At 45.0% G+C, this 17,968-nt stretch carries 16 protein-coding genes and 2 pseudogenes; 6 read left to right on the top strand and 12 right to left on the bottom strand.

Going from position 1 to position 17,968, the window contains the following annotated elements:
* Nucleotides 1-326 precede the first annotated feature (326 nt).
* A complete protein-coding gene (locus LPKJCM_RS06450) occupies nucleotides 327-620 on the top strand; it encodes a type II toxin-antitoxin system RelE/ParE family toxin (protein WP_057961771.1) in 294 nt (97 codons plus the stop codon).
* A gap of 11 nt (nucleotides 621-631) precedes the next feature.
* Complete coding sequence (locus tag LPKJCM_RS06445) at nucleotides 632-925, top strand: HigA family addiction module antitoxin (RefSeq protein WP_057961754.1); 294 nt, start codon at nucleotides 632-634, stop codon at nucleotides 923-925.
* A gap of 57 nt (nucleotides 926-982) precedes the next feature.
* Here the strand turns inward: LPKJCM_RS06445 and LPKJCM_RS06440 are convergent, their stop codons facing one another.
* The 3 genes from LPKJCM_RS06440 to LPKJCM_RS06430 form a co-directional block, all read right to left on the bottom strand.
* A complete protein-coding gene (locus tag LPKJCM_RS06440) occupies nucleotides 983-2,797 on the bottom strand; it encodes a YitT family protein (RefSeq protein WP_133057556.1) in 1,815 nt (604 codons plus the stop codon).
* Nucleotides 2,798-2,866: 69 nt separating this feature from the next.
* On the bottom strand, nucleotides 2,867-3,223 hold the full coding sequence (gene crcB, locus LPKJCM_RS06435; protein ID WP_057961753.1) for a fluoride efflux transporter CrcB: 357 nt from the start codon (nucleotides 3,221-3,223) through the stop codon (nucleotides 2,867-2,869).
* Nucleotides 3,220-3,621: a fluoride efflux transporter FluC gene (locus LPKJCM_RS06430; protein WP_057961752.1), complete on the bottom strand. Its 402-nt coding sequence runs from the start codon at nucleotides 3,619-3,621 to the stop codon at nucleotides 3,220-3,222. The genes crcB and LPKJCM_RS06430 overlap by 4 nt, the downstream gene beginning before the upstream one ends.
* Before the next feature lie 183 nt (nucleotides 3,622-3,804).
* Between LPKJCM_RS06430 and LPKJCM_RS06425 the strand changes: the two are divergent.
* The 3 genes and pseudogenes from LPKJCM_RS06425 (at nucleotide 3,805) to LPKJCM_RS06415 (ending at nucleotide 7,695) form a co-directional block, all read left to right on the top strand.
* Nucleotides 3,805-4,668: pseudogene (locus LPKJCM_RS06425) on the top strand (SDR family oxidoreductase).
* 216 nt (nucleotides 4,669-4,884) lie between these two features.
* A pseudogene (locus tag LPKJCM_RS06420) lies at nucleotides 4,885-5,587 on the top strand (ABC transporter ATP-binding protein).
* A 191-nt stretch (nucleotides 5,588-5,778) separates the two neighbouring features.
* A complete protein-coding gene (locus LPKJCM_RS06415; RefSeq protein WP_057961751.1) occupies nucleotides 5,779-7,695 on the top strand; it encodes a discoidin domain-containing protein in 1,917 nt (638 codons plus the stop codon).
* Between the two features lie 78 nt (nucleotides 7,696-7,773).
* On the opposite strand, the gene mazE is transcribed toward LPKJCM_RS06415, so the two are convergent.
* The 9 genes from mazE to LPKJCM_RS06370 all read right to left on the bottom strand — a co-directional run bounded on the left by mazE (nucleotide 7,774) and on the right by LPKJCM_RS06370 (nucleotide 16,916).
* Nucleotides 7,774-8,007 carry a type II toxin-antitoxin system PemI/MazE family antitoxin gene (gene mazE / locus LPKJCM_RS06410; protein WP_057961750.1) on the bottom strand — a complete coding sequence of 78 codons (234 nt, stop codon included), beginning with the start codon at nucleotides 8,005-8,007 and terminating at the stop codon, nucleotides 7,774-7,776.
* 199 nt (nucleotides 8,008-8,206) lie between these two features.
* Complete coding sequence (locus LPKJCM_RS06405) at nucleotides 8,207-9,571, bottom strand: serine hydrolase domain-containing protein (RefSeq protein ID WP_420844007.1); 1,365 nt, start codon at nucleotides 9,569-9,571, stop codon at nucleotides 8,207-8,209.
* Complete coding sequence (dltD, locus tag LPKJCM_RS06400; protein WP_057961749.1) at nucleotides 9,537-10,814, bottom strand: D-alanyl-lipoteichoic acid biosynthesis protein DltD; 1,278 nt, start codon at nucleotides 10,812-10,814, stop codon at nucleotides 9,537-9,539. Before dltD ends, LPKJCM_RS06405 begins: the two co-directional genes overlap by 35 nt.
* On the bottom strand, nucleotides 10,811-11,044 hold the full coding sequence (gene dltC / locus LPKJCM_RS06395; protein WP_057961748.1) for a D-alanine--poly(phosphoribitol) ligase subunit DltC: 234 nt from the start codon (nucleotides 11,042-11,044) through the stop codon (nucleotides 10,811-10,813). The genes dltD and dltC overlap by 4 nt, the downstream gene beginning before the upstream one ends.
* Before the next feature lie 17 nt (nucleotides 11,045-11,061).
* Nucleotides 11,062-12,279: a D-alanyl-lipoteichoic acid biosynthesis protein DltB gene (gene dltB / locus LPKJCM_RS06390; RefSeq protein ID WP_057961747.1), complete on the bottom strand. Its 1,218-nt coding sequence runs from the start codon at nucleotides 12,277-12,279 to the stop codon at nucleotides 11,062-11,064.
* Nucleotides 12,276-13,802 carry a D-alanine--poly(phosphoribitol) ligase subunit DltA gene (dltA, locus tag LPKJCM_RS06385; RefSeq protein ID WP_057961746.1) on the bottom strand — a complete coding sequence of 509 codons (1,527 nt, stop codon included), beginning with the start codon at nucleotides 13,800-13,802 and terminating at the stop codon, nucleotides 12,276-12,278. Before dltA ends, dltB begins: the two co-directional genes overlap by 4 nt.
* A 14-nt stretch (nucleotides 13,803-13,816) precedes the next feature.
* Complete coding sequence (locus tag LPKJCM_RS06380; RefSeq protein WP_057961745.1) at nucleotides 13,817-13,960, bottom strand: teichoic acid D-Ala incorporation-associated protein DltX; 144 nt, start codon at nucleotides 13,958-13,960, stop codon at nucleotides 13,817-13,819.
* Nucleotides 13,961-14,055: 95 nt separating this feature from the next.
* Complete coding sequence (locus tag LPKJCM_RS06375) at nucleotides 14,056-15,249, bottom strand: serine hydrolase domain-containing protein (protein WP_057961744.1); 1,194 nt, start codon at nucleotides 15,247-15,249, stop codon at nucleotides 14,056-14,058.
* Between the two features lie 317 nt (nucleotides 15,250-15,566).
* Nucleotides 15,567-16,916: a serine hydrolase domain-containing protein gene (locus tag LPKJCM_RS06370; protein ID WP_057961743.1), complete on the bottom strand. Its 1,350-nt coding sequence runs from the start codon at nucleotides 16,914-16,916 to the stop codon at nucleotides 15,567-15,569.
* Between the two features lie 229 nt (nucleotides 16,917-17,145).
* Here LPKJCM_RS06370 and LPKJCM_RS06365 point away from each other — a divergent pair, with 229 nt between their 5' ends.
* Nucleotides 17,146-17,850 carry a hypothetical protein gene (locus tag LPKJCM_RS06365; RefSeq protein ID WP_057961742.1) on the top strand — a complete coding sequence of 235 codons (705 nt, stop codon included), beginning with the start codon at nucleotides 17,146-17,148 and terminating at the stop codon, nucleotides 17,848-17,850.
* Nucleotides 17,851-17,968 lie beyond the last annotated feature (118 nt).

Raw genomic sequence — 17,968 nt, 5'->3', positions numbered from 1 at the left:
GCTGCCTACTGCCGACAATAGGTATTGCACCGGATTGGGACCGGCATCCGTTCCATGGCCGGCAATTGGTTCATCGACGATAAATTGATGAATGCCCGTTTTCGTATCGACTTGAGCCCCAACTTTTCGGAGCTTTGAATTGATAATATATTTGCCCATGATGAACCTCCTCATGAATGTGTCTCGCGCAGATTAATAATTATTATAGCTGGTTTATGGTTGGATTTGTTGGAAGTTGTTCGATAATTAGAAAGACAACAGTCTACATGCTTTACATGTACATTTAATGAAGGTATAATACCTTCAAAAATAAGTTGTATGAAATGATGATTAAAAGTTTTGCAGATAAAGAAACCGAGAAGGTATACCATCAAATATTCTCCAAGAAGTTACCATTATCCATTCAAAAAGTGGCGTTACGCAAATTGCTAATGATCGACGCTGCCGCTAATATTAATGACCTAAGGGATCCACCAGCTAATCACTTGGAACGCTTGGTTGGAAATCGTGAAGGACAGCAGAGTGTTCGGATTAACAACCAATACCGCATATGCTTCTCAATTGAGAACACCAATGATTTTACCCATGTCGAAATTGTCGATTATCACAAACAACAATGAAGGAGAAAAATATGGAAAAGTTACCAACACCAAAAATGAGTGAAATATTAGATAACGAGTTTATGGAGCCCCTTAATCTTTCGGCTTACTCTTTAGCAAAGCATATCAATGTTCCAACCTCACGAATTCAAGATATTTTACATGACAGAAGAGAGATAACGGTCGACACCTCTGTTCGATTAGGAAGATTTTTTGGTGTTTCTGATGGGTACTTTCTTCGACTTCAAAATGATATCGATCTTCGAAATACAATCGACCATAAAGGTGAAGAGTACAGAAAGATTAAACAATATCAAACTAATTAGCACAGTGCCTCCCCATCAAGACAGACAGGGAGGCACTGTTAGTTTGTAGTACGACTATTAATTAATCAAAACTTCGGTTACCAGCAATCCGCCACCAAAGAGTAGGACGAACACCACCACCGGCCAAACAAATCGGAGCCAGTGGGAATACTTCATGTTCAGCATTTGCAGCGTCGCCATTACTAATCCGGTTGGGGCCAGGAATAACATTGCGTACTGACCGAACTGGTAGGCAGTAACCACAACGTAACGAGGGATATGCACGGTGTCGGCTAACGGCGCCAGAATCGGCATCGAAAGTACAGCTAATCCAGAGAAAGACGGGACAATAAATCCCAGCAGGAAGAAAATCAGCAGCATCACCACAATAAACATTGGGCCGCTCATGTGAGCCACCAAGGTTGAGGAGTATTGAAGCATGGTGTCTGAAATTTTTCCATTGTTAAGTACGAGGTTAATGCCCCGTGCCAACCCAATGATCAGTGAAACACCCACCAAGCTGGAAGCCCCCTTAACAAAGGCATCTACCACCCCGGTTTCACCAAGGCCATTTTTACCAGTCGCCGTCAGGAACATGATGATAATGGCAAATGACAGGAAAGATGCAGCCATCGTTGGGAACCACCAGCCTTGAGACATCACGCCCCAGACCATCAACGGGAAGGTCACAACAAATAAGATCAGGATTAATTTCTTCCGAGTGGTGAATTTAGACTTACCATCTTCGCCAGTTGGCGCGATCTCCCACATGCTGTTAAATTCTTCACGATCATCATAGGAGTACGAGAACTTCGGATCCGCCTTGACCTTCTTACTGTACCAGTGCAGGTAGGTAATCACAAAGCCGGCGGCGACGATACAGCCGATAATCCGCTCGGTGAGACCCTGAGTGAAGTCGATTCCGGCGGCATTGGACGCAATCACAACTGAAAACGGGTTGATGGTTGAAAAACAGGTTCCAATCGAACTCGCCAGAAAGATTGCGCCCACGGAGACGATCGAATCGTACCCCATCGCAATGAAAATCGGGACCAGAATTGGGTAAAAGGCGACCGCCTCTTCTTCAATCCCACAAAGCGTCCCGCCAAGGACCATCAAAATGGCCACAAAGAAAATCAGTAAAAACTCGTGACCCTTCGTCTTCTTGGTTAATGCCAGCAGTCCTGATTCAAAGGCGCCACTGGCTTTGACAACACCAATTAGGCCACCTAGAACCAAGATGAAGACCATAATGTCAACCGCCTCAATGGTTCCCTTAACCATGCTGGTTGGCACCGCGGCAATACTAGCCGGCCGCTGCTTTAATCGCTGATAGGTGTTTGGGATTGAAACCGGCGCAGTAATCCCACCATCTGTAAACTGTTTGATATTGATCTTGACGCCCAGCTTGTCGAGCTCCTGCTGGGTACTTGGAACCGTCTTGACGTGCCCGTGTGGATCGGTCACCTGCAGGGATGAATTAGTATATGATAATTTCGAATAACTACCCGCAGGAACCATCCAGGTTGCCGCCACAGCAACAATTGTCAAAATGAACAAAACGACAAAGGCACCAGGCATTTTCAGCTTAAAATGCTTCTTTGGTTGTTCAACTTGTGCGTCCATAATTTTCCCCTTCCATGGTAATTTCAAAAATAGCAAAATCCATAAAACCGCCCACAACGAATACCAAATTGTTTTCTTATCAAGAAATCGAAACCCCACTAACATTAGTAAGCCGTTTAACACAAAGTTTGTAACCGCCGGCGGAATATTGAGTGCATAATACCCCACGGTTGTCAGTCCAGTCACACCGCCTTCACCAATTTGATGAGGGATTAAAAAATCGTTAATTGCAACGGCGTATACAAATGCACCGATGATGATTTGCAAACTATTTTGCCAAATTATTTTCCGAATGAGAATCACTCCCTTTATATTTAGGCTAATGATCGAGCTAACTTAGACAGTCAAAGTTCCCAGCCACAGGCCAGCGCCAACTGCCACCATCCCCAAAACCACCGTCCCACACCAATACAATCCAGCAGCCAGATACTGCCGGTTGCGAATCAACACAAAAGTATCAACTGAAAACGTGGAAAAGGTCGTAAATCCGCCGCAAAGCCCCGTCAATAGAAATAGGGACCAGCTGCCTTGGACTTGGCAGCCGGTTAAAAAGCCCGCCAATAGTGAGCCGGCAATGTTGATGAAAAAGGTCGAAAATGGCAGTTTGGGGGATATGATTTTACCCAACACCGTCAATTCATAGCGACAAACAGCACCAATCCCCGCACCCAGGGCTACCCAGATCCAGGTCATCCTCGCCGCCTCCGTTCCAATTGAACAGTGGCCAGATAGCCCAGAAAGACACAGGCAAACCCGCCGACCAAGTTAACGATTAAAAAGATAACTGCGCCAACGGGATGTTGCACGATGTTTTCGACGAAGTGCAGTGCAAACGTTGAAAAGGTTGTGAAAGCCCCCACCAAGCCGGTTCCGATTCCTAATATTTCCCATTCAGGCAGATCGAGATTCAAATCCAATCCATAGATGGTGAAGGTTAACAAAAAGCAACCGAGTAAATTAACCGTCATCGTCCCGGCTAATGAATTCACCCCACTTAGCCATTGATCCACGCCATACCGACCGAGTCCGCCAAGCATCCCACCGCCAAAAACAGCAAGAACCTGGCCGATTTTGTACCATATTTTAAACATCTTAATTTCCTCCGAAGTTCAACCTCATTTCAGTATATCGGAAGTTGAAAACTTTTTCAGGAATCCGCCAAAATTGATGAAAAATTCCTAAAGTTCAAATTCTTGTATGCGTCTTCAATCCTTGGTAGTATCAATTTAATAAGATAATAGTCATCAAAATAACGGTTGGAAGGGGAAAACAAAATGAAATATGCAGTGACAGGTGCAACCGGAAAATTTGGTCAGATAGTCATCAAGGTACTGGCTGAAAACATTGATAATCGAGATATTATCGCCCTCGCCAGAAACCTGGACAAGGCCGAAAAGCTGTTGCCAGGAATTGAGGCTAGACCCGGGTCATACGATTCACAGGAGGTGCTGGAAAAGTAGCTGGCTGGCGTTGATAAGCTGCTGCTAATTTCATCAATTCCAGGTCAAGCGGTCAGTCGAATCCAGCAGCACCAAAATGTGATCAATGCCGCCAAAAAAGCCGGCGTTCGCTTTATTGCTTACACCAGCTTCCCTCACGCTGATACGGCCAAATCGCCGCTGGCCGTTGACCATAAAAATACCGAACAGGCCATCCGCCAGTCCGGGATTGGCTATTCATTTTTACGAAATAACTGGTACTTAGAAAACGAGCGTCAGCAGATTCCCGCCGCTGCCAATAATCAGCCGTTCGTCTATTCAGCCGGCGATGGCAAAGTCGGCTGGGCGCTGGAACGCGAATATGCCGAAGCGGCCGCTAGGGTCTTGTTGAGTGACGATCCGAAAACAACCTATGAATTCAGCGGGCCACAACACGACTACGCAGATTTAGCTCGTGCTCTGAAAGTCGTCACTGGCAATGACTTCGAAGTCCTATCATTATCTGATGATGAATATCGAAAACGCTTAGTTGCGACCGGCTTTAGCCCCCAAGCAGCCGCCGGAATTGTCGGCATGCAGCGTTTAATTCGCAACGGTGATCTGGAGGAGACCTCGGGCGACTTGCCGGAAGCGTTGGGACATCCACTGCCAACGTTTGAGGAATCGCTGAAGGAAGTTGTTGGGCGACTGAAGAAGTAAGCTTATCTTTTATATTTGATTTCGATAAATGCTGCAAAAGTAAGCTTCAAACTTTAGCGGCATTTTTGGCGTTCTTTGTAAAGTTGTGGATTATCAGCTATTGTCCACAAGCAATTAAAATGACGCTTTATTCAGGAATTGGTGCTTCTTACCCAGTTTGCTTTTCTCCGCCCGTAAAAGTATCATAATCCTAAACAGCAATCACGGAGGGCAGCAATGGCATACATCGAGGTCAAGCACGTTTCTAAAATTTACGGCAGCGGCGAACAAGTTGTCCGTGCCAACGATGATATTAACTTTGAAGTTCAAAAGGGAGAGCTGACGATTATCGTTGGTGCTTCCGGGGCTGGCAAATCAACCCTATTAAATATTTTAGGCGGCATGGATACGCCGACCAAGGGAGACGTCATCATTAATGCCAAGAACATTGCCGACGACTCGCCCAAACAGCTGACTACTTACCGGCGGCTATCAGTTGGCTTTGTCTTTCAATTTTACAACCTGATCCCCAACTTGACGGCGTTAGAGAACGTCGAGCTGGCATCCCAGATCTCACCTGATTCACTCGATGTCCGGACCGTTATGGAAGACGTCGGCCTTAAAAATCGGCTGAATAATTTTCCAGCTCAGTTATCCGGCGGCGAACAGCAGCGAGTCGCCATTGCACGGGCGATCGCGAAGAACCCCGACCTCTTGCTCTGTGATGAGCCAACCGGCGCTCTGGATTATAAAACCGGTAAAAGCATCTTGAAACTGCTCCAAGATTTTAGTCACAAGACGGATAAAAACGTCATCATCGTCACTCATAACGGGATGATCAAGCCAATGGCCGATCACATCATCGAGATTGGTGACGGCCAAGTTAAAGATGGATCAGTTGAATGCCCATCCTAAACCGGTTGAGGCCATTGAGTGGTAGGTGGAGCATGATATGAATGATGGGACTCAGTTGGGTCCTTTTTTTGTCTGGGTTTTAATTCCAGATTAGATCTAGTGAAATAGTTCACCATTTTTTGAAAACGCTTGCAGATTTTTTCGCCCTGTTTTAAACTATATTTTAGTAATATATTTATATTTTCCTATTTTATAGTAAAAATGGAGGGTACCATCATGAATCATAAGCTATTATTAAACACGCTATTGGTTGGAAGTCTGGGCTTGATGCTGGGGATCACTGTCAACGCCGGCAACTCAAAGGTCACATATGCACAAAATCAGACAACTGGATCGCCGACAGGAATCACCGTCAGTCGAAAAAATCTGACTCAAGATATTCGTCGAGCAGAAAAGCTGCAGCCAACCATTCACCAATACGCTCAATTAAGCCAGGATCGAGTTATTCGATCACTGAAAATGGCCAAGTCAGTCGTTAACGATGACCCTGCCAGCCAAACTCAGTTGGATACCGTCGATCTCTTATTGTCTTCCTCAATGGAAAACAACAACCTGGTTAAGAAAGAAAAGACTCACTACACCGCTGTACCGGTAGGGAAAACTTGGCGGGATACCCAAGGCGCACCGATTCAGGCCCATGGCGGCGGTTTTCTGAAACAAACGGACAAGCACGGCAACCCAATTTACTATTGGGTCGGCGAAGACAAAAGTCATAACAAGTTTAGCTTCAACGGAATTAATCTCTATTCGTCCCACGATTTGTTAAATTGGACCTACCGCAAGACCGTCATTGCCCCTTCGTTAACGAACAAGAGCCTACTAGGCAATAAAATCGAACGGCCCAAACTTCTTTATAGCCAAAAAACGCATCAATACGTGATTTGGGGTCACTGGGAAGATCAGAGTAACTACTCCAGCAGCCAAATCTGTGTTGCGACCAGCCGCTCAGTCGCCGGAAATTATAGTTTCAAAGGTCACTGGCGGCCAGGATCTGATGCAACTCACCACAACTGGCGAATTAGAACTTTAACGGACGGCACTCGCCAAGTTGAAGATCAAAACGGTTCTGTGATGAATAATGCAACACCAGATGATATGAATAGCAATCCAAGTGTTTGGGGCTACCCATCGCGTGACTTTACGTTGTATCAGGACGGAAATGATGCCTACTTGATCACTTCTGGCGGCAAAAATATGATGATTTTCAAGCTGAATTCGGACTTTACCGATGTCGATACCACCTCGATGAAACCCTACACGCTCTTCGATAACTATCGTGAAGCCCCAGCCATGATTCATTCCGGAAAATACTACTTCCTGATTACATCGAGTCAAACCGGCTGGTATCCAAATCAAGCTGCCTATTCTTACACGACCAATATCGCTGATCCTGACAGCTGGAAAAAGCCGACCTCTTCATCACCGCAACTGCTTGGAAATAATACCGCCTTTTATAGTCAATCCACTAATATCATGCAGGTTGGCAGTCAAAAGGCACCCGAATATTTGTATCTTGGAGACCGCTGGGACGCCAATGCACTGGGATCATCGACTTACGTTTGGCTGCCGCTGACAATTAATCAGCAGAATGCCAACCACCCATCGATGAGCTTGCAATATAATCCAAACTGGAAATTAAATACGGCCACCAACCGAATTATTCAAAATCAGGCACCGTTGTTATCTCAAGGCAAGCCAGCAAGTACGGATGCCACCCAAAGTTCTGATGCCAACTTCTCCTTGAGTAATGCCAACGACGGTGTATTTACTCAGGGCAGCGGTTATTTCAAACCAATGACCAGTGACGGGCATAACGTCAAAGTTCCATTCAGCTATACCGTTGATTTGCAAAAAGCTGCAAAGCTGTCGCGGGCAGATATTTCATTTAATAACGGCGGCAATACCAGTTACTACCCAATCTATAAGATCTACACCAGCACCAACAACCGAACGTGGCAATTAGCGGCGAATGGATCCAATAATCAAAATATTGGGTTTACAAGCGATCCCGTTACCGGTAGTGCCAGATATGTGAAAGTCGTCGTTTCCGGATTCAACCTCTATGGAACCAACACTCCTGCCAATAATGCAGCTGGGATTGATGAACTTCAGGTTTATGGCCAAGCAAAATAATCATCATCCTTGATGACATAGTAAAAGCCAGGCAATTTTGCCTGACTTTTATTTTGCTTGATTTGACATGGGGGTAATCTAACAACGCCATTCTTTTCCTTCAGGTCGATAACTTTCAGATTGCCTAAAATTGTACTTATCTGAAGTGAAGTAGTCTTCAACTTGGGGGGTTAAGACGATTGCCCCACTATCTTGCTTAGTCGCGTAAAACTCCTGACCAATAGGGATATCAAAAGATTGTGGTAACGTAATTACAGTCAATTCCCCCTGTTTATAGACTTTTAATGGTTGATTTAATTCTGTTTTTTTCACAGGCTCTACCTCTTCAAAGTCTGATGAGCGGACAATTTTCTGAGTACATTATATCTTAAAGCTTTAAAATATGTCGCTCTTGGCTTATTCAAGATAATACCATCCTATGTATTAAAAAATGGTAACTGCCTTGATCAGCACTTACCATCTTTTGCTATTTTGTAGCTTATGTTCCGGAGCTACCTGCGTCTCGTCACTCTCAGTAATATGTCGCCACATCATACATCTTCTGGGTAAACGCCTTGGCGCTGCTGCTGCCAGCCAATGGATACTGGTTCATAAAGACGATTGCCATGTGGTAATTATCATTTCTAGCATAATAACTCGTGTGGAAGCTGGAGCCGCCAAGTGAACCATTATTGTACTTATAGCCGCTTTTAGTGACGTATAGCCCGCCAGAATAATAACTGCCATAACTGGTTAACTGTTGGAATTGACTGGCAGTTAGGATCTGACCATTTTGTAAGCCCTGAATGAATTTATAAAAATCATTCGGTGTGCTTAACAAATTCCCCGCGCCAGGAATAGCGGACAGTCTAGCTAACGATGCGGTGTCAGCATCTTGATAGTTATTCTTACCATCATAGGTGTAGCCAGTCGCAATGGTTGCCTTTGTTGCTGGCTGCTTGCTGTTAATGACGAACGTATTCTTCATGCCAACCTTGTTGAAAATTCGGGTTTTCAAGTTTTGGGTATAGCTTTGTCCGGTTACCTTGGCAATAATGCCGGCAAGCAAGACAAAATTAGCATCACTGTAATTATAAGTATTCTGTCCAGTTGACTTCAGCCGTTTGACCATGCTGGCGTACGCTTGATTTTCAGTTAACTGACTGCTTGGGGTCACGTCGGTATTATCAATTCCAGACGTCATTGACAACAGTTCGCCAACCGTGATCGACTGACTATATGGGACTGCCGGATAATACTTGCTAAGCGGCGTTGTCGCCGAGAGCTGGCCAGCGCTAATCAACTGCTGCACAATGGCGCCGGTCATCGCTTTTTGCAGCGAAGCCAGTGGATAGACGACCGAACCGTCACCGGCATTTAGAACATTCTTGGTAACGTTCGCTAAGCCGTTACTAACAGTCGCCGTATTAGTTGCGCCGGCAGATGCTAATACCGCAGTGCCCATGACGTTGTACTGCTTCATCATGCTGTTGGCAATGGTATTAAAACTCACCGACTTAATGCCGTGAACATTCATCCAGCCCAACATCTTGTTAAAATACCGCAACTTGGCATAGGTGCCGGTTTTAGTCTGCTTGGTCTGCATGACGCGAACAAAGTTGTTGTTATAATGATAGCCATTGTCATCTGCCGTCCGTGTGCTGGAACTGGTATAGTATGGCCCGTCAGTATAGAGATTGTATCCCTTAGTCGGCGTGGTCTGGTTGACAATCTGGGCATCGTAATGCTTGTTGCTGGTTTGAAGCACGGAATTGTACGCCGCATAAGTTTTCTCATGCGCCGCACCAATTCCGACCATCAGTAACCCGACCATAAATAACAGCGTGGTCCTGGCACTTAACTTAATATTCAAAACTTCCGTCACTTCCATTATCATTCTGCCACTGCTTGGAGTAGAAATAATTATCCACTTTATAGTGTGGCGCCTTCACCTTTTGCGTCAAAAACGGCCGAATTGCCTGATCCATCTTCAGCCAGCCCCGCCAACCGGGGTGAATGGTATCGGTCATAAAGTAAGGAACGTTGCCGTCATGACTCAAATCATCAATGTGGTTGAATCCCTGTGATTGTAATTGAAAGTGAATCTTTTTGTCAAACCGAGCCATCATTTGAGCTGATAAGCCGGTATATTTCTGCCACTTCGCATTAATCGGCGGAATGATAAATAGGACCTTTGTGTGGTCGTTGGCAAATTGGTTCAGCAGCAATTGAAAATCACCGTATTCGGGTGATCGAAGAAAACTCATCTCAGATTGAAATCCCTTGAGTTCCTTAACGTGGGGCTTCAAGCGGTGATTCCAGAATCGATTGGAAATTTGAAAATCGTTTGAGTTGGTCTTTTCCGCGCCAATTTGACCAGCCAGCTTATCTAACTTCGGGTAGTTATAGGTTGCCGGCAATAATTTGCGGTTCTTGGCAATTGTTTCTTCGTTATTAAACGGAATTCGGTATCGTGAGAAAATCTGATCTTCATTCAGCAAAATCCGGTTCCGCAAGTTGACGTATAACATCTGCAAGGATGTTGGTTTCAGACCTGCCGCAATCCGGGCCAGCGCGCCAGCGAGGATCTTATCAGAGTTCCCCGAAGGCATCTGGAGCAAGCGGTAAGCGGCATAGCGATCCATTTTTGAACCATTCTGCTGCTTAATCCAGTTGGTGGTTTGCAGCGTCGAGTAATAGAACGAAAAGGCGTTGGGGTCTTCTCCCTTAGGTGTAAACCACTGGGGAGACACAAAGACGATCGCCTTCTTGTTCTTTAATTCCGGATTAATCGACTGCATCACAAAGAAGTGAGTCAGCGACTGGCTGCCGCGGGCTCCTAGAAGAAACGGGCGGTAGCTTCGATGGTACTTAGATGCCAGAACGGATGGGTGGAACGGGTCAAACCGTGACCACTCGGATGAACCAAAGAATGGCACGTACCCATTTTCAAGTGCATTACTTTTAATCAACTGGCCTTTTAGAACTTGTGGCGACAAAGACGAGGCGGCATTTTGATCCACCTTGGGATTAACGTGACTGAACCCCGACCAGAGTGGTGACAAGAAGAGCGCCAGCATCAATAGTGCCGCTGCAAAAATCGGCCCAAATATCATGAAGAGCCGCTTTTTAACACTCATTTGGATGCTTCAACTTTCGCAATAATTTTGGCCGGGGTGTTCCACTCATTTCGATCAAATTCCGATACCGGAGCCTGAACCCCTAATTTATCTTGGAGGTCCAGCAGCAATTGGACCGTCCCCATTGAGTCTAGCAGTGCACTTGAATACAGATCCTCATCCAAATTATCCGAAAAATCTTCACCAGTTAAGTCTTTTAAAATATCTAATACTGTTTGTTTATCATCCATCATGAACAACTCCTTCGTTAAAATGGTTTAGGTGCAAAAAACAACGTGTTCAAAAATCCTGAGAAAATTAAGAAACTGAAGCAGACAACGTTAAACGTCAAGAAGATGGCGAATAATTCCGTGAATTTATTATGTGGGATGTGCTTTTGATGCTTCTTCTTGAACCTCAGCCAGGTATCGTTGATCACCATCGCAAAGCCGTGGTAGAGACCATAAGTAATGTAGTACCACGTCTCGCCGTGCCAGAATCCCATGATCAGCATGTTGATCACGTAACAGACGTTGGCAGTGGTCGTCCGTGACTTGAAAATATGGTGCTTCATGCAGAAGAAAACTAGTCGCATGAAGATATAATCACGGAACCAAAACGACAGGGTCATGTGCCAACGATTCCAGAAGTCCTTGATGTTCTTAGATTTGAACGGCTGGTTGAAGTTCATCGGCGTCTTAATGCCCATCAGATAACTGATTCCGACGGCAAATAAACTATAGCCAGCAAAGTCAAAGAACAGGTCCATGCTATAAGCATACATATAAGCGATGATATTCCAGGAAAATCCGTGAGCCATCATTGCCCGCATTTGAATTTGCGGCATCAAAATCGTTCCAAAGTAGTAGGCCAAAACGAACTTGTAAACAAATCCCTGAAAAATATATCGGACGCCCTTTTGAATCATATCTAAATAATCACTTTGAGCTGGCACCTTCGCGTAGTCAGCCTCAAATCGCCGGTAGCGATCGATTGGCCCCGAGGAAATGGTCGGGAAGAACAACAGGAACTGGCCGAACAAGACCGGGTGAAATTCCTTAATCATCCCATCACGAGTTTCCATAATGGTCTGAACCACCTTAAAGGTAATGTAGGAAATGCCCATGAAACCAATGATCGACTGGCGGCCGGCATCAAATAGCGGCGTAACCTTAACGATCACTAATGGCACGATCGCCAAGATCACCGCCATCACGAAGACCCAGCCTTTATTGGTCGTCTCCTTTCGCTGCCGGTACGTTGAGTACAGCCAGACTAAAACCAGCTGATATACCAAATACCCAATCAGCGAAATCCCGGTTTTCCAATTGTGCCCGCCAAAGGTCAAAATTAAGAAGAAGAGGGAAATAATCGTCTGGTAACCGCGAAACCGGTGCCCATACAGCAGCCCAATCATTAACGGGATAATGGCTAACGCGAGCCAAATAAAGTAGGTTGGGTTGCCGTATGGAATGTACCATCTCATTGTGAGTTAACCTCTTGAATCACCGCCTTGATGTCGACCTTCCCGTTAGAGCTCAACGGTAGTGATTTTTGATAAACAATCTTTTGTGGAATCATGTAAGCCATCATATCCTGGGACAAGTTCTTTTTGATGGCAGCAGTTAATTCCAGGTTGTTCTGAAAGTCATTTGCAGTTGGAACTACGTAAGCAATCAACATTGAAACCGTGTGCTGGGTGTTATATTTTGGCACCACCACGGCCTGTTTGACGTGCTCTTCCTTGCTGACAATCGCTGAAACGTCTTCCAGTTCAATTCGAAAACCGTTCAGCTTGACCTGAAAGTCTTTGCGGCCAAAGTATCTTAATAGTCCATCGGCAGCCATCGTGACAACATCCCCGGTCCGATAAGCCTGCTGGCCGTCAAGTTCAAAGAATGCTTTGGCGTTTTTCTCGGGATTGTTGATATAGCCCTTCGAAACGTTCTCGCCATAAATAATCAGCTCGCCTTTTTGGTCATCTTGAACATAATCGCCGTTTTCATCCGCAACCCGAGCGTGCATCCCCGGCTTCAAATAGCCAATCGGTAATCGTTCATAAGTATTTAAAATATCATCGGTAATTTCAATCTTAGTAATCGCCACCGTCGATTCCGTTGGCCCATAAGTATTGAAAATATGGGCATCCGGGAAGCGTTTCTTCAGCGCAGCGGCGGTCTTATGAGTCAATTCTTCACCACAGAACAGAAAATTGGCAATCTTTGGATAGTGATCGTGGTCAAAAGTCGATTCAAGTAAGCAAATATCTGCAAACGACGGCGTCGAGACCCAAGTATTGATCGGCATTGTCCGTAACGCAGTGAAGAGGACAATGAAGTTGTCGGTGGTCTTTTTGGACAGAACATGCAGCGTCCCACCCTTGTACAAGGCTGGATAGAGGCTCATTACCGACAGGTCAAAGGAATACGCCGGCTGCTGGAGCATCTGCAAATCATCTGGCAAATTGAATTCAGGACCAACCATCCAATCAACGAAGCTGGCCAGGTTCCGGTAACTGATTTCAACACCCTTAGGTACGCCAGTCGTCCCCGAGGTAAAAATAATGTAGTATGTTTGGTCACCATTAATGGGATGGGTCAGCGAATAATCGACTTTTTCCAAGCAAATCTTATCGAGTTGATCCTGGTCTATTTCTGGAATCCCCGCCAATTTTTCTGGGAGCGGTTCAGTTGCGATCACCGCCACCGGCTTGGCAATGTCATTAATCATTGTCAGCCGTTCTTTAGGTGAATTAATATCGATTGGAATATAGGAGTGGCCTGATTTGACCACCGCTAAAAATGAGGCAATCATCGAAAATGTCTTGCCGCCGAAGACAATAATTGGGGCATTCAATGGTAACGCCATCGTATCAATGTGGGCAGCCAAGGCATCAGAATAGGCCTTTAGTTCTGCATAAGTATGATTTTCCCCGTTGTACGCGTAGACAACTTTGTCGGGCTGCGTTTTTGCGTATGAATCAATTGTTTCAATTAAATTTTCAACCATTATCCGTTCCCCCTTTAAAAGTCGTTATAGATGAATTTTGCCTGATTAATGCCGCTGTAATCATAAAGGTAAAATAGAACCAACATGATCGAAAAATAGACAAGTGTCGTTAAAATGAATCGGACCACCGGCTTACTTAGCCACTGCCGAAATGTCATTGAAGATCCCCCCATTCTTAATTCGTCACGCCAATTGCACCCATATCATAAGGCACTTGAAAGCACTTTCAAATCAAAGTGACGTTTAAATTTGGTTAAGTTGCCAAGGTGCTAAAGAGCTGGATGGCTAAATCTTGAATTGGATTGTCCGGCCGGTAGTCGTTGCTTAACAGTACTACCCCCGATTTGCCGTCACGGGTGAGAAACAGCGACGACTCGTAACCATAACCAATTCCGTGTGAACGGATTCCGTTAGGCTCGTTGTAAATACCGCCGCCATAACCGGAATTAGTCCCCGCAACATGCAGCACGTCGACATTATTTTGAGAGATAATCTTCCCTTTTAACAGTTGTGACTCCGCTTTGAAAAGGTCTAGGGCCGTCATAAAGACCTGGCCGGTTCCCAGTTCGTTTCGCATTGACGATTGAGCTTCATGATAAGGGCGGTCGTAATTTTGATTGAGCTGCGTGGACTTTAACCAATGATAGCCGATTGTCCGGTGGGGTCTGGTTCGCCAATTTTGAACGAAGCCAGTCCCTTTCAAATGAAGCGGCTTGATAAACAGCTTCTTAAATTCATATACGTAAGATTTGTGAGTTATTTTTGAAATAATCCCAGCTAATAAAACAAAATTAACCGGCTGATACCAATCGCGATAATTCTTTGACCTGGTAACGACGTGGTGAACCGCATAGTTCACGACGCGCTTCTCATTCAGCGGCAGCCCCGCGCCACCTTCCGCCATTGTCAGACCGGAATCCATATCCAGCATTTGGCGAATGGTAATGTTTTGAGCATTCTTAATTGTCGGATAGTAAGTCGCCAACCTTGTGTTCAGTGACAATTTTCTATCCTGAATCAACTTCATGACCATCGCCGCCGTCAAAGATTTTTGAATCGATAAAATTTGGTATTCGGATTGATTAGTATTGGCTCGCCTTGACGCATAATCGGCGTAACCCAAACTGCCACGATAGACGACCCGGTTGTTTTTGACGACCAAAGCCGACCCGACAAAATGATTCAGCTTAAGGTAATGGGTAATTTGTTTGGTTTCCTTAGGCGTTCTTCCCTGTGCTTTTGGTGGAACCTTGCGCTCATCACTGACATGCTTTCGTTGCTGATCGGAACTCTCTGCCGCAGCTCGCTTCTTGGCATTATCAACCTTCGCCGCCCTCTGAACTTGAAATTCATGATTAGTAGATCGCCAGTATATTGCCCCGCCAATGACGCCACCAATTACCAGAAAAATGATGATTATGTATGTGTACGCGCGCTTCCATTTCATACGCCCACCCCCTCTTTACCGAAATGTAGTTGTAAAGTCCCCGTAACATTTAATTAAGTCTATTATGACCATTTTTGGGAAAATTACAATTATTCTGTAGTCAATTTGGGTGCGTTTAAGTGATGTTTAAGCTTCTTGAGTTTTCCTTTAACTTTTACTGATTAATTAGGTATAACTTCGATAAATAAAACTTAAACCTTTTGTTATTGCGTGATATATCCACCTCAAGTTGAATATGACAAAATGCACGCAAAAAAGCCTTTGAAGATTATTGCTCAATTTAAGCAGTTCTTCAAAGGCCATTTTGCTTGATTTGTTTAATAGTAAGTTGCCACCGTATTCAGCTTGTTAAAGAAAGTGGCTGGCTTCAGATTGTTCTTCAGCGGTGACTGGTTCAAGAAGATCACCGTAACGTGCTGATTGCCGTCAGAAGCATAGTAGCCGGTGTTGAAACCGGTGCCGGCGTATAAGCCATTGTTGTACTTAACGCCCTTTTGGTCAACGTACATTCCGCCAGAATACTTGGTGCCATAACTGGTGAGCTTGCTGTAACTCTTAGCGGGCAACACTTTACCATTTTGCAGCCCCAAGACAAATTTGTAATAGTCACTTGGCGTCGTCAAAACGTTGCCGGCACCTGGCAAAGCTGACAGCAGTGGATAGGAAACGGCTTGGGAATTCAGATAGTCGCCGTTGCTTGAGCTGTTATAGCTGACCGCCATAATGCCGCTAATGCTGGGCTGGGTCTCATTAACGACAACGGTATTCTTCATCCCTAATTTAGTCAAAATTCGTGACTGCAGGTTCTGTGTGTAGGATTTACCAGTGACCTTGGAAATGATGCCTGCCAGCAGCACATAATTGATGTCGCTATAGGCGTAAGGATGCTTGTTGGTGGACGTCAAGGCTTTAATCGCATTAGTGTAAGCCTGATCTTCGGTGACCAAATCGTCCGGCGCCTTGATGGTTCCCTTGATGCCGGAAGTCATCGTGAGCAGCTGCTGAATGGTGATGGCCTTGCTGTGAGCGACTTGTGGGTAATACTTGCTCAGAGTCGTGGTTGGGGTCAACTTTTTCGAGTTGATCAGCTGCTGAACAATGGCTGCCGTCATGCCGTTTTGCAGTGAGGCCAGTGGATATAATACCGAGCCGTCGGAAGCATTCTGCGTGCTGTGCAGCATGTTGGCGTATCCGTTTTTCAAAGTCGTCGGCGTCAGACTCTTGTTATGAGAAACGATGCCAGTGCCAATCCCGTTGTACTGGGTCATTGTTGCCTTGGCGATGCTAGCAAATGAGACTTGTTTGAGGCCGTTGACATTCATCCAGCCCAGAATTTTACCGTTATAGCGGATTTGTGCGTATGTAGTTGACTTGGCCCTTTGCGTTTGGAGCACCCGGACATATTGGTTGTTGTACTTGCTGCTGTCGACCGTCGTGGTCGGGGTGCCGGTGGTGTTCTTCACGCCAGGGACGTTGGAGTAGATTTGGTAGCCGCTGGACATTGATTGGGGAACCGTGATCTGAGCGTTGTAGCGGGTGGTATTCGCCTTGGTGGTTGAAGTAGTAGCTGCTGCGTTGACGTTGATCGGCTGAGTGGTGGAAATGCCGAGTACGAAAGCTCCTGAGGCCGCCAGTAAACCTGTCGTTATGATTTTCTTGATTGTCATCATTCATCATCCTTTGGTTTTTGAATTAATTATTACGCAATCCCTATCTTTAAAAATGGCTTCTGTTCAACAGAATGATTGTAACACGGTTGTTGGGGTGGGGTGTAGTGAGAGGAAGTTAAATTTTTACATAGGACAATTTTTCCAGAACTCCTCTAATTTTTTGCGTACTTATTTCTATAGACACTCAAAAGCACTTTCTATCATCAAATAAAATGGAGGTTGAAGCATGGAAGTCATTTTAACTATTCTCGGACTTGCAATAGGAACTAGTTTTGTTGCCCTAATGATTGCTGCAATTATCTTGTTTCAGAAACATCAGCAGGATAAGCCTGTACCCTATAGCTGGAAACATTTGGGCATTATTTTCTTAATCCTAATTTGTCTGGACTGCGGAATTGTCGTCATTAATTCTAATACCCAAAAGGATGAAGCAAAAACCACAGCAACCAAGCAATCTGCTAGCCCAGAAGAGCCAGAACCTAACTTGGATTCAAATGCATCTGATCAATCATCCAACCCAAGCGAGGATTCGGAATCAGATGCCCCTGATAAAGATCCATATGCCAATTTGTCTGCCTCAAAACGTCAGGAGTTAAACCAGAGTTTAGATGATGAACTCATTCAAGACCAGCAAGAAGCCAATAAAGGAACTCAAGCTTACACCTGGTCATTGGTTGTGGGTGGCATCGTCTACGACAAGCAGCGCGGATTCATTATTGAAGTTAACGATCAATTTAACCAGTTAAACAAGAAGACCAAAACATTCGTTGGCAACCAAGCTCAAAGTTTTATTCAAGCACAGTTGCTTATGATTGGCGGGGAGGTTCAGCCGGATGACCCGGCGCCTTACGTCAATTTCCACTATAACGGGGATCGAATTGGTCATTCGCGAATGTGGGATCCTGGGAAGTTTGTATTTAAATCAGCTTAAAGTATCTTAAAAGAATGGACTGCTCTTCCAACGATAATCGGGAGAAACAGTCCATTTATTGTATTATTTAACTGAAACTTGAAAGTATGAAGACAGACTGATCCCTTGGTATCACAGG

The organism is Lentilactobacillus parakefiri (assembly GCF_002157585.1).
In the GTDB taxonomy this organism is placed as follows: domain Bacteria; phylum Bacillota; class Bacilli; order Lactobacillales; family Lactobacillaceae; genus Lentilactobacillus; species Lentilactobacillus parakefiri.
This window is presented reverse-complemented; position numbering and strand designations above follow the sequence as displayed.

What these genes read in the sequence shown, in the direction of transcription:
- LPKJCM_RS06405 (WP_420844007.1), bottom strand. Translation starts at nt 9,571, where the DNA reads ATGATAATGGAAGTGACGGAAGTTTTGAATATTAAGTTAAGTGCCAGG.
- dltA (WP_057961746.1), bottom strand. Translation starts at nt 13,802, where the DNA reads ATGGTTGAAAATTTAATTGAAACAATTGATTCATACGCAAAAACGCAG.
- dltB (WP_057961747.1), bottom strand. Translation starts at nt 12,279, where the DNA reads ATGAGATGGTACATTCCATACGGCAACCCAACCTACTTTATTTGGCTC.
- dltC (WP_057961748.1), bottom strand. Translation starts at nt 11,044, where the DNA reads ATGGATGATAAACAAACAGTATTAGATATTTTAAAAGACTTAACTGGT.
- LPKJCM_RS06370 (WP_057961743.1), bottom strand. Translation starts at nt 16,916, where the DNA reads ATGACAATCAAGAAAATCATAACGACAGGTTTACTGGCGGCCTCAGGA.
- LPKJCM_RS06415 (WP_057961751.1), top strand. Translation starts at nt 5,779, where the DNA reads ATGAATCATAAGCTATTATTAAACACGCTATTGGTTGGAAGTCTGGGC.
- dltD (WP_057961749.1), bottom strand. Translation starts at nt 10,814, where the DNA reads ATGAGTGTTAAAAAGCGGCTCTTCATGATATTTGGGCCGATTTTTGCA.
- LPKJCM_RS06380 (WP_057961745.1), bottom strand. Translation starts at nt 13,960, where the DNA reads ATGACATTTCGGCAGTGGCTAAGTAAGCCGGTGGTCCGATTCATTTTA.
- LPKJCM_RS06445 (WP_057961754.1), top strand. Translation starts at nt 632, where the DNA reads ATGGAAAAGTTACCAACACCAAAAATGAGTGAAATATTAGATAACGAG.
- LPKJCM_RS06375 (WP_057961744.1), bottom strand. Translation starts at nt 15,249, where the DNA reads ATGAAATGGAAGCGCGCGTACACATACATAATCATCATTTTTCTGGTA.
- LPKJCM_RS06430 (WP_057961752.1), bottom strand. Translation starts at nt 3,621, where the DNA reads ATGTTTAAAATATGGTACAAAATCGGCCAGGTTCTTGCTGTTTTTGGC.
- LPKJCM_RS06365 (WP_057961742.1), top strand. Translation starts at nt 17,146, where the DNA reads ATGGAAGTCATTTTAACTATTCTCGGACTTGCAATAGGAACTAGTTTT.
- LPKJCM_RS06450 (WP_057961771.1), top strand. Translation starts at nt 327, where the DNA reads ATGATTAAAAGTTTTGCAGATAAAGAAACCGAGAAGGTATACCATCAA.
- crcB (WP_057961753.1), bottom strand. Translation starts at nt 3,223, where the DNA reads ATGACCTGGATCTGGGTAGCCCTGGGTGCGGGGATTGGTGCTGTTTGT.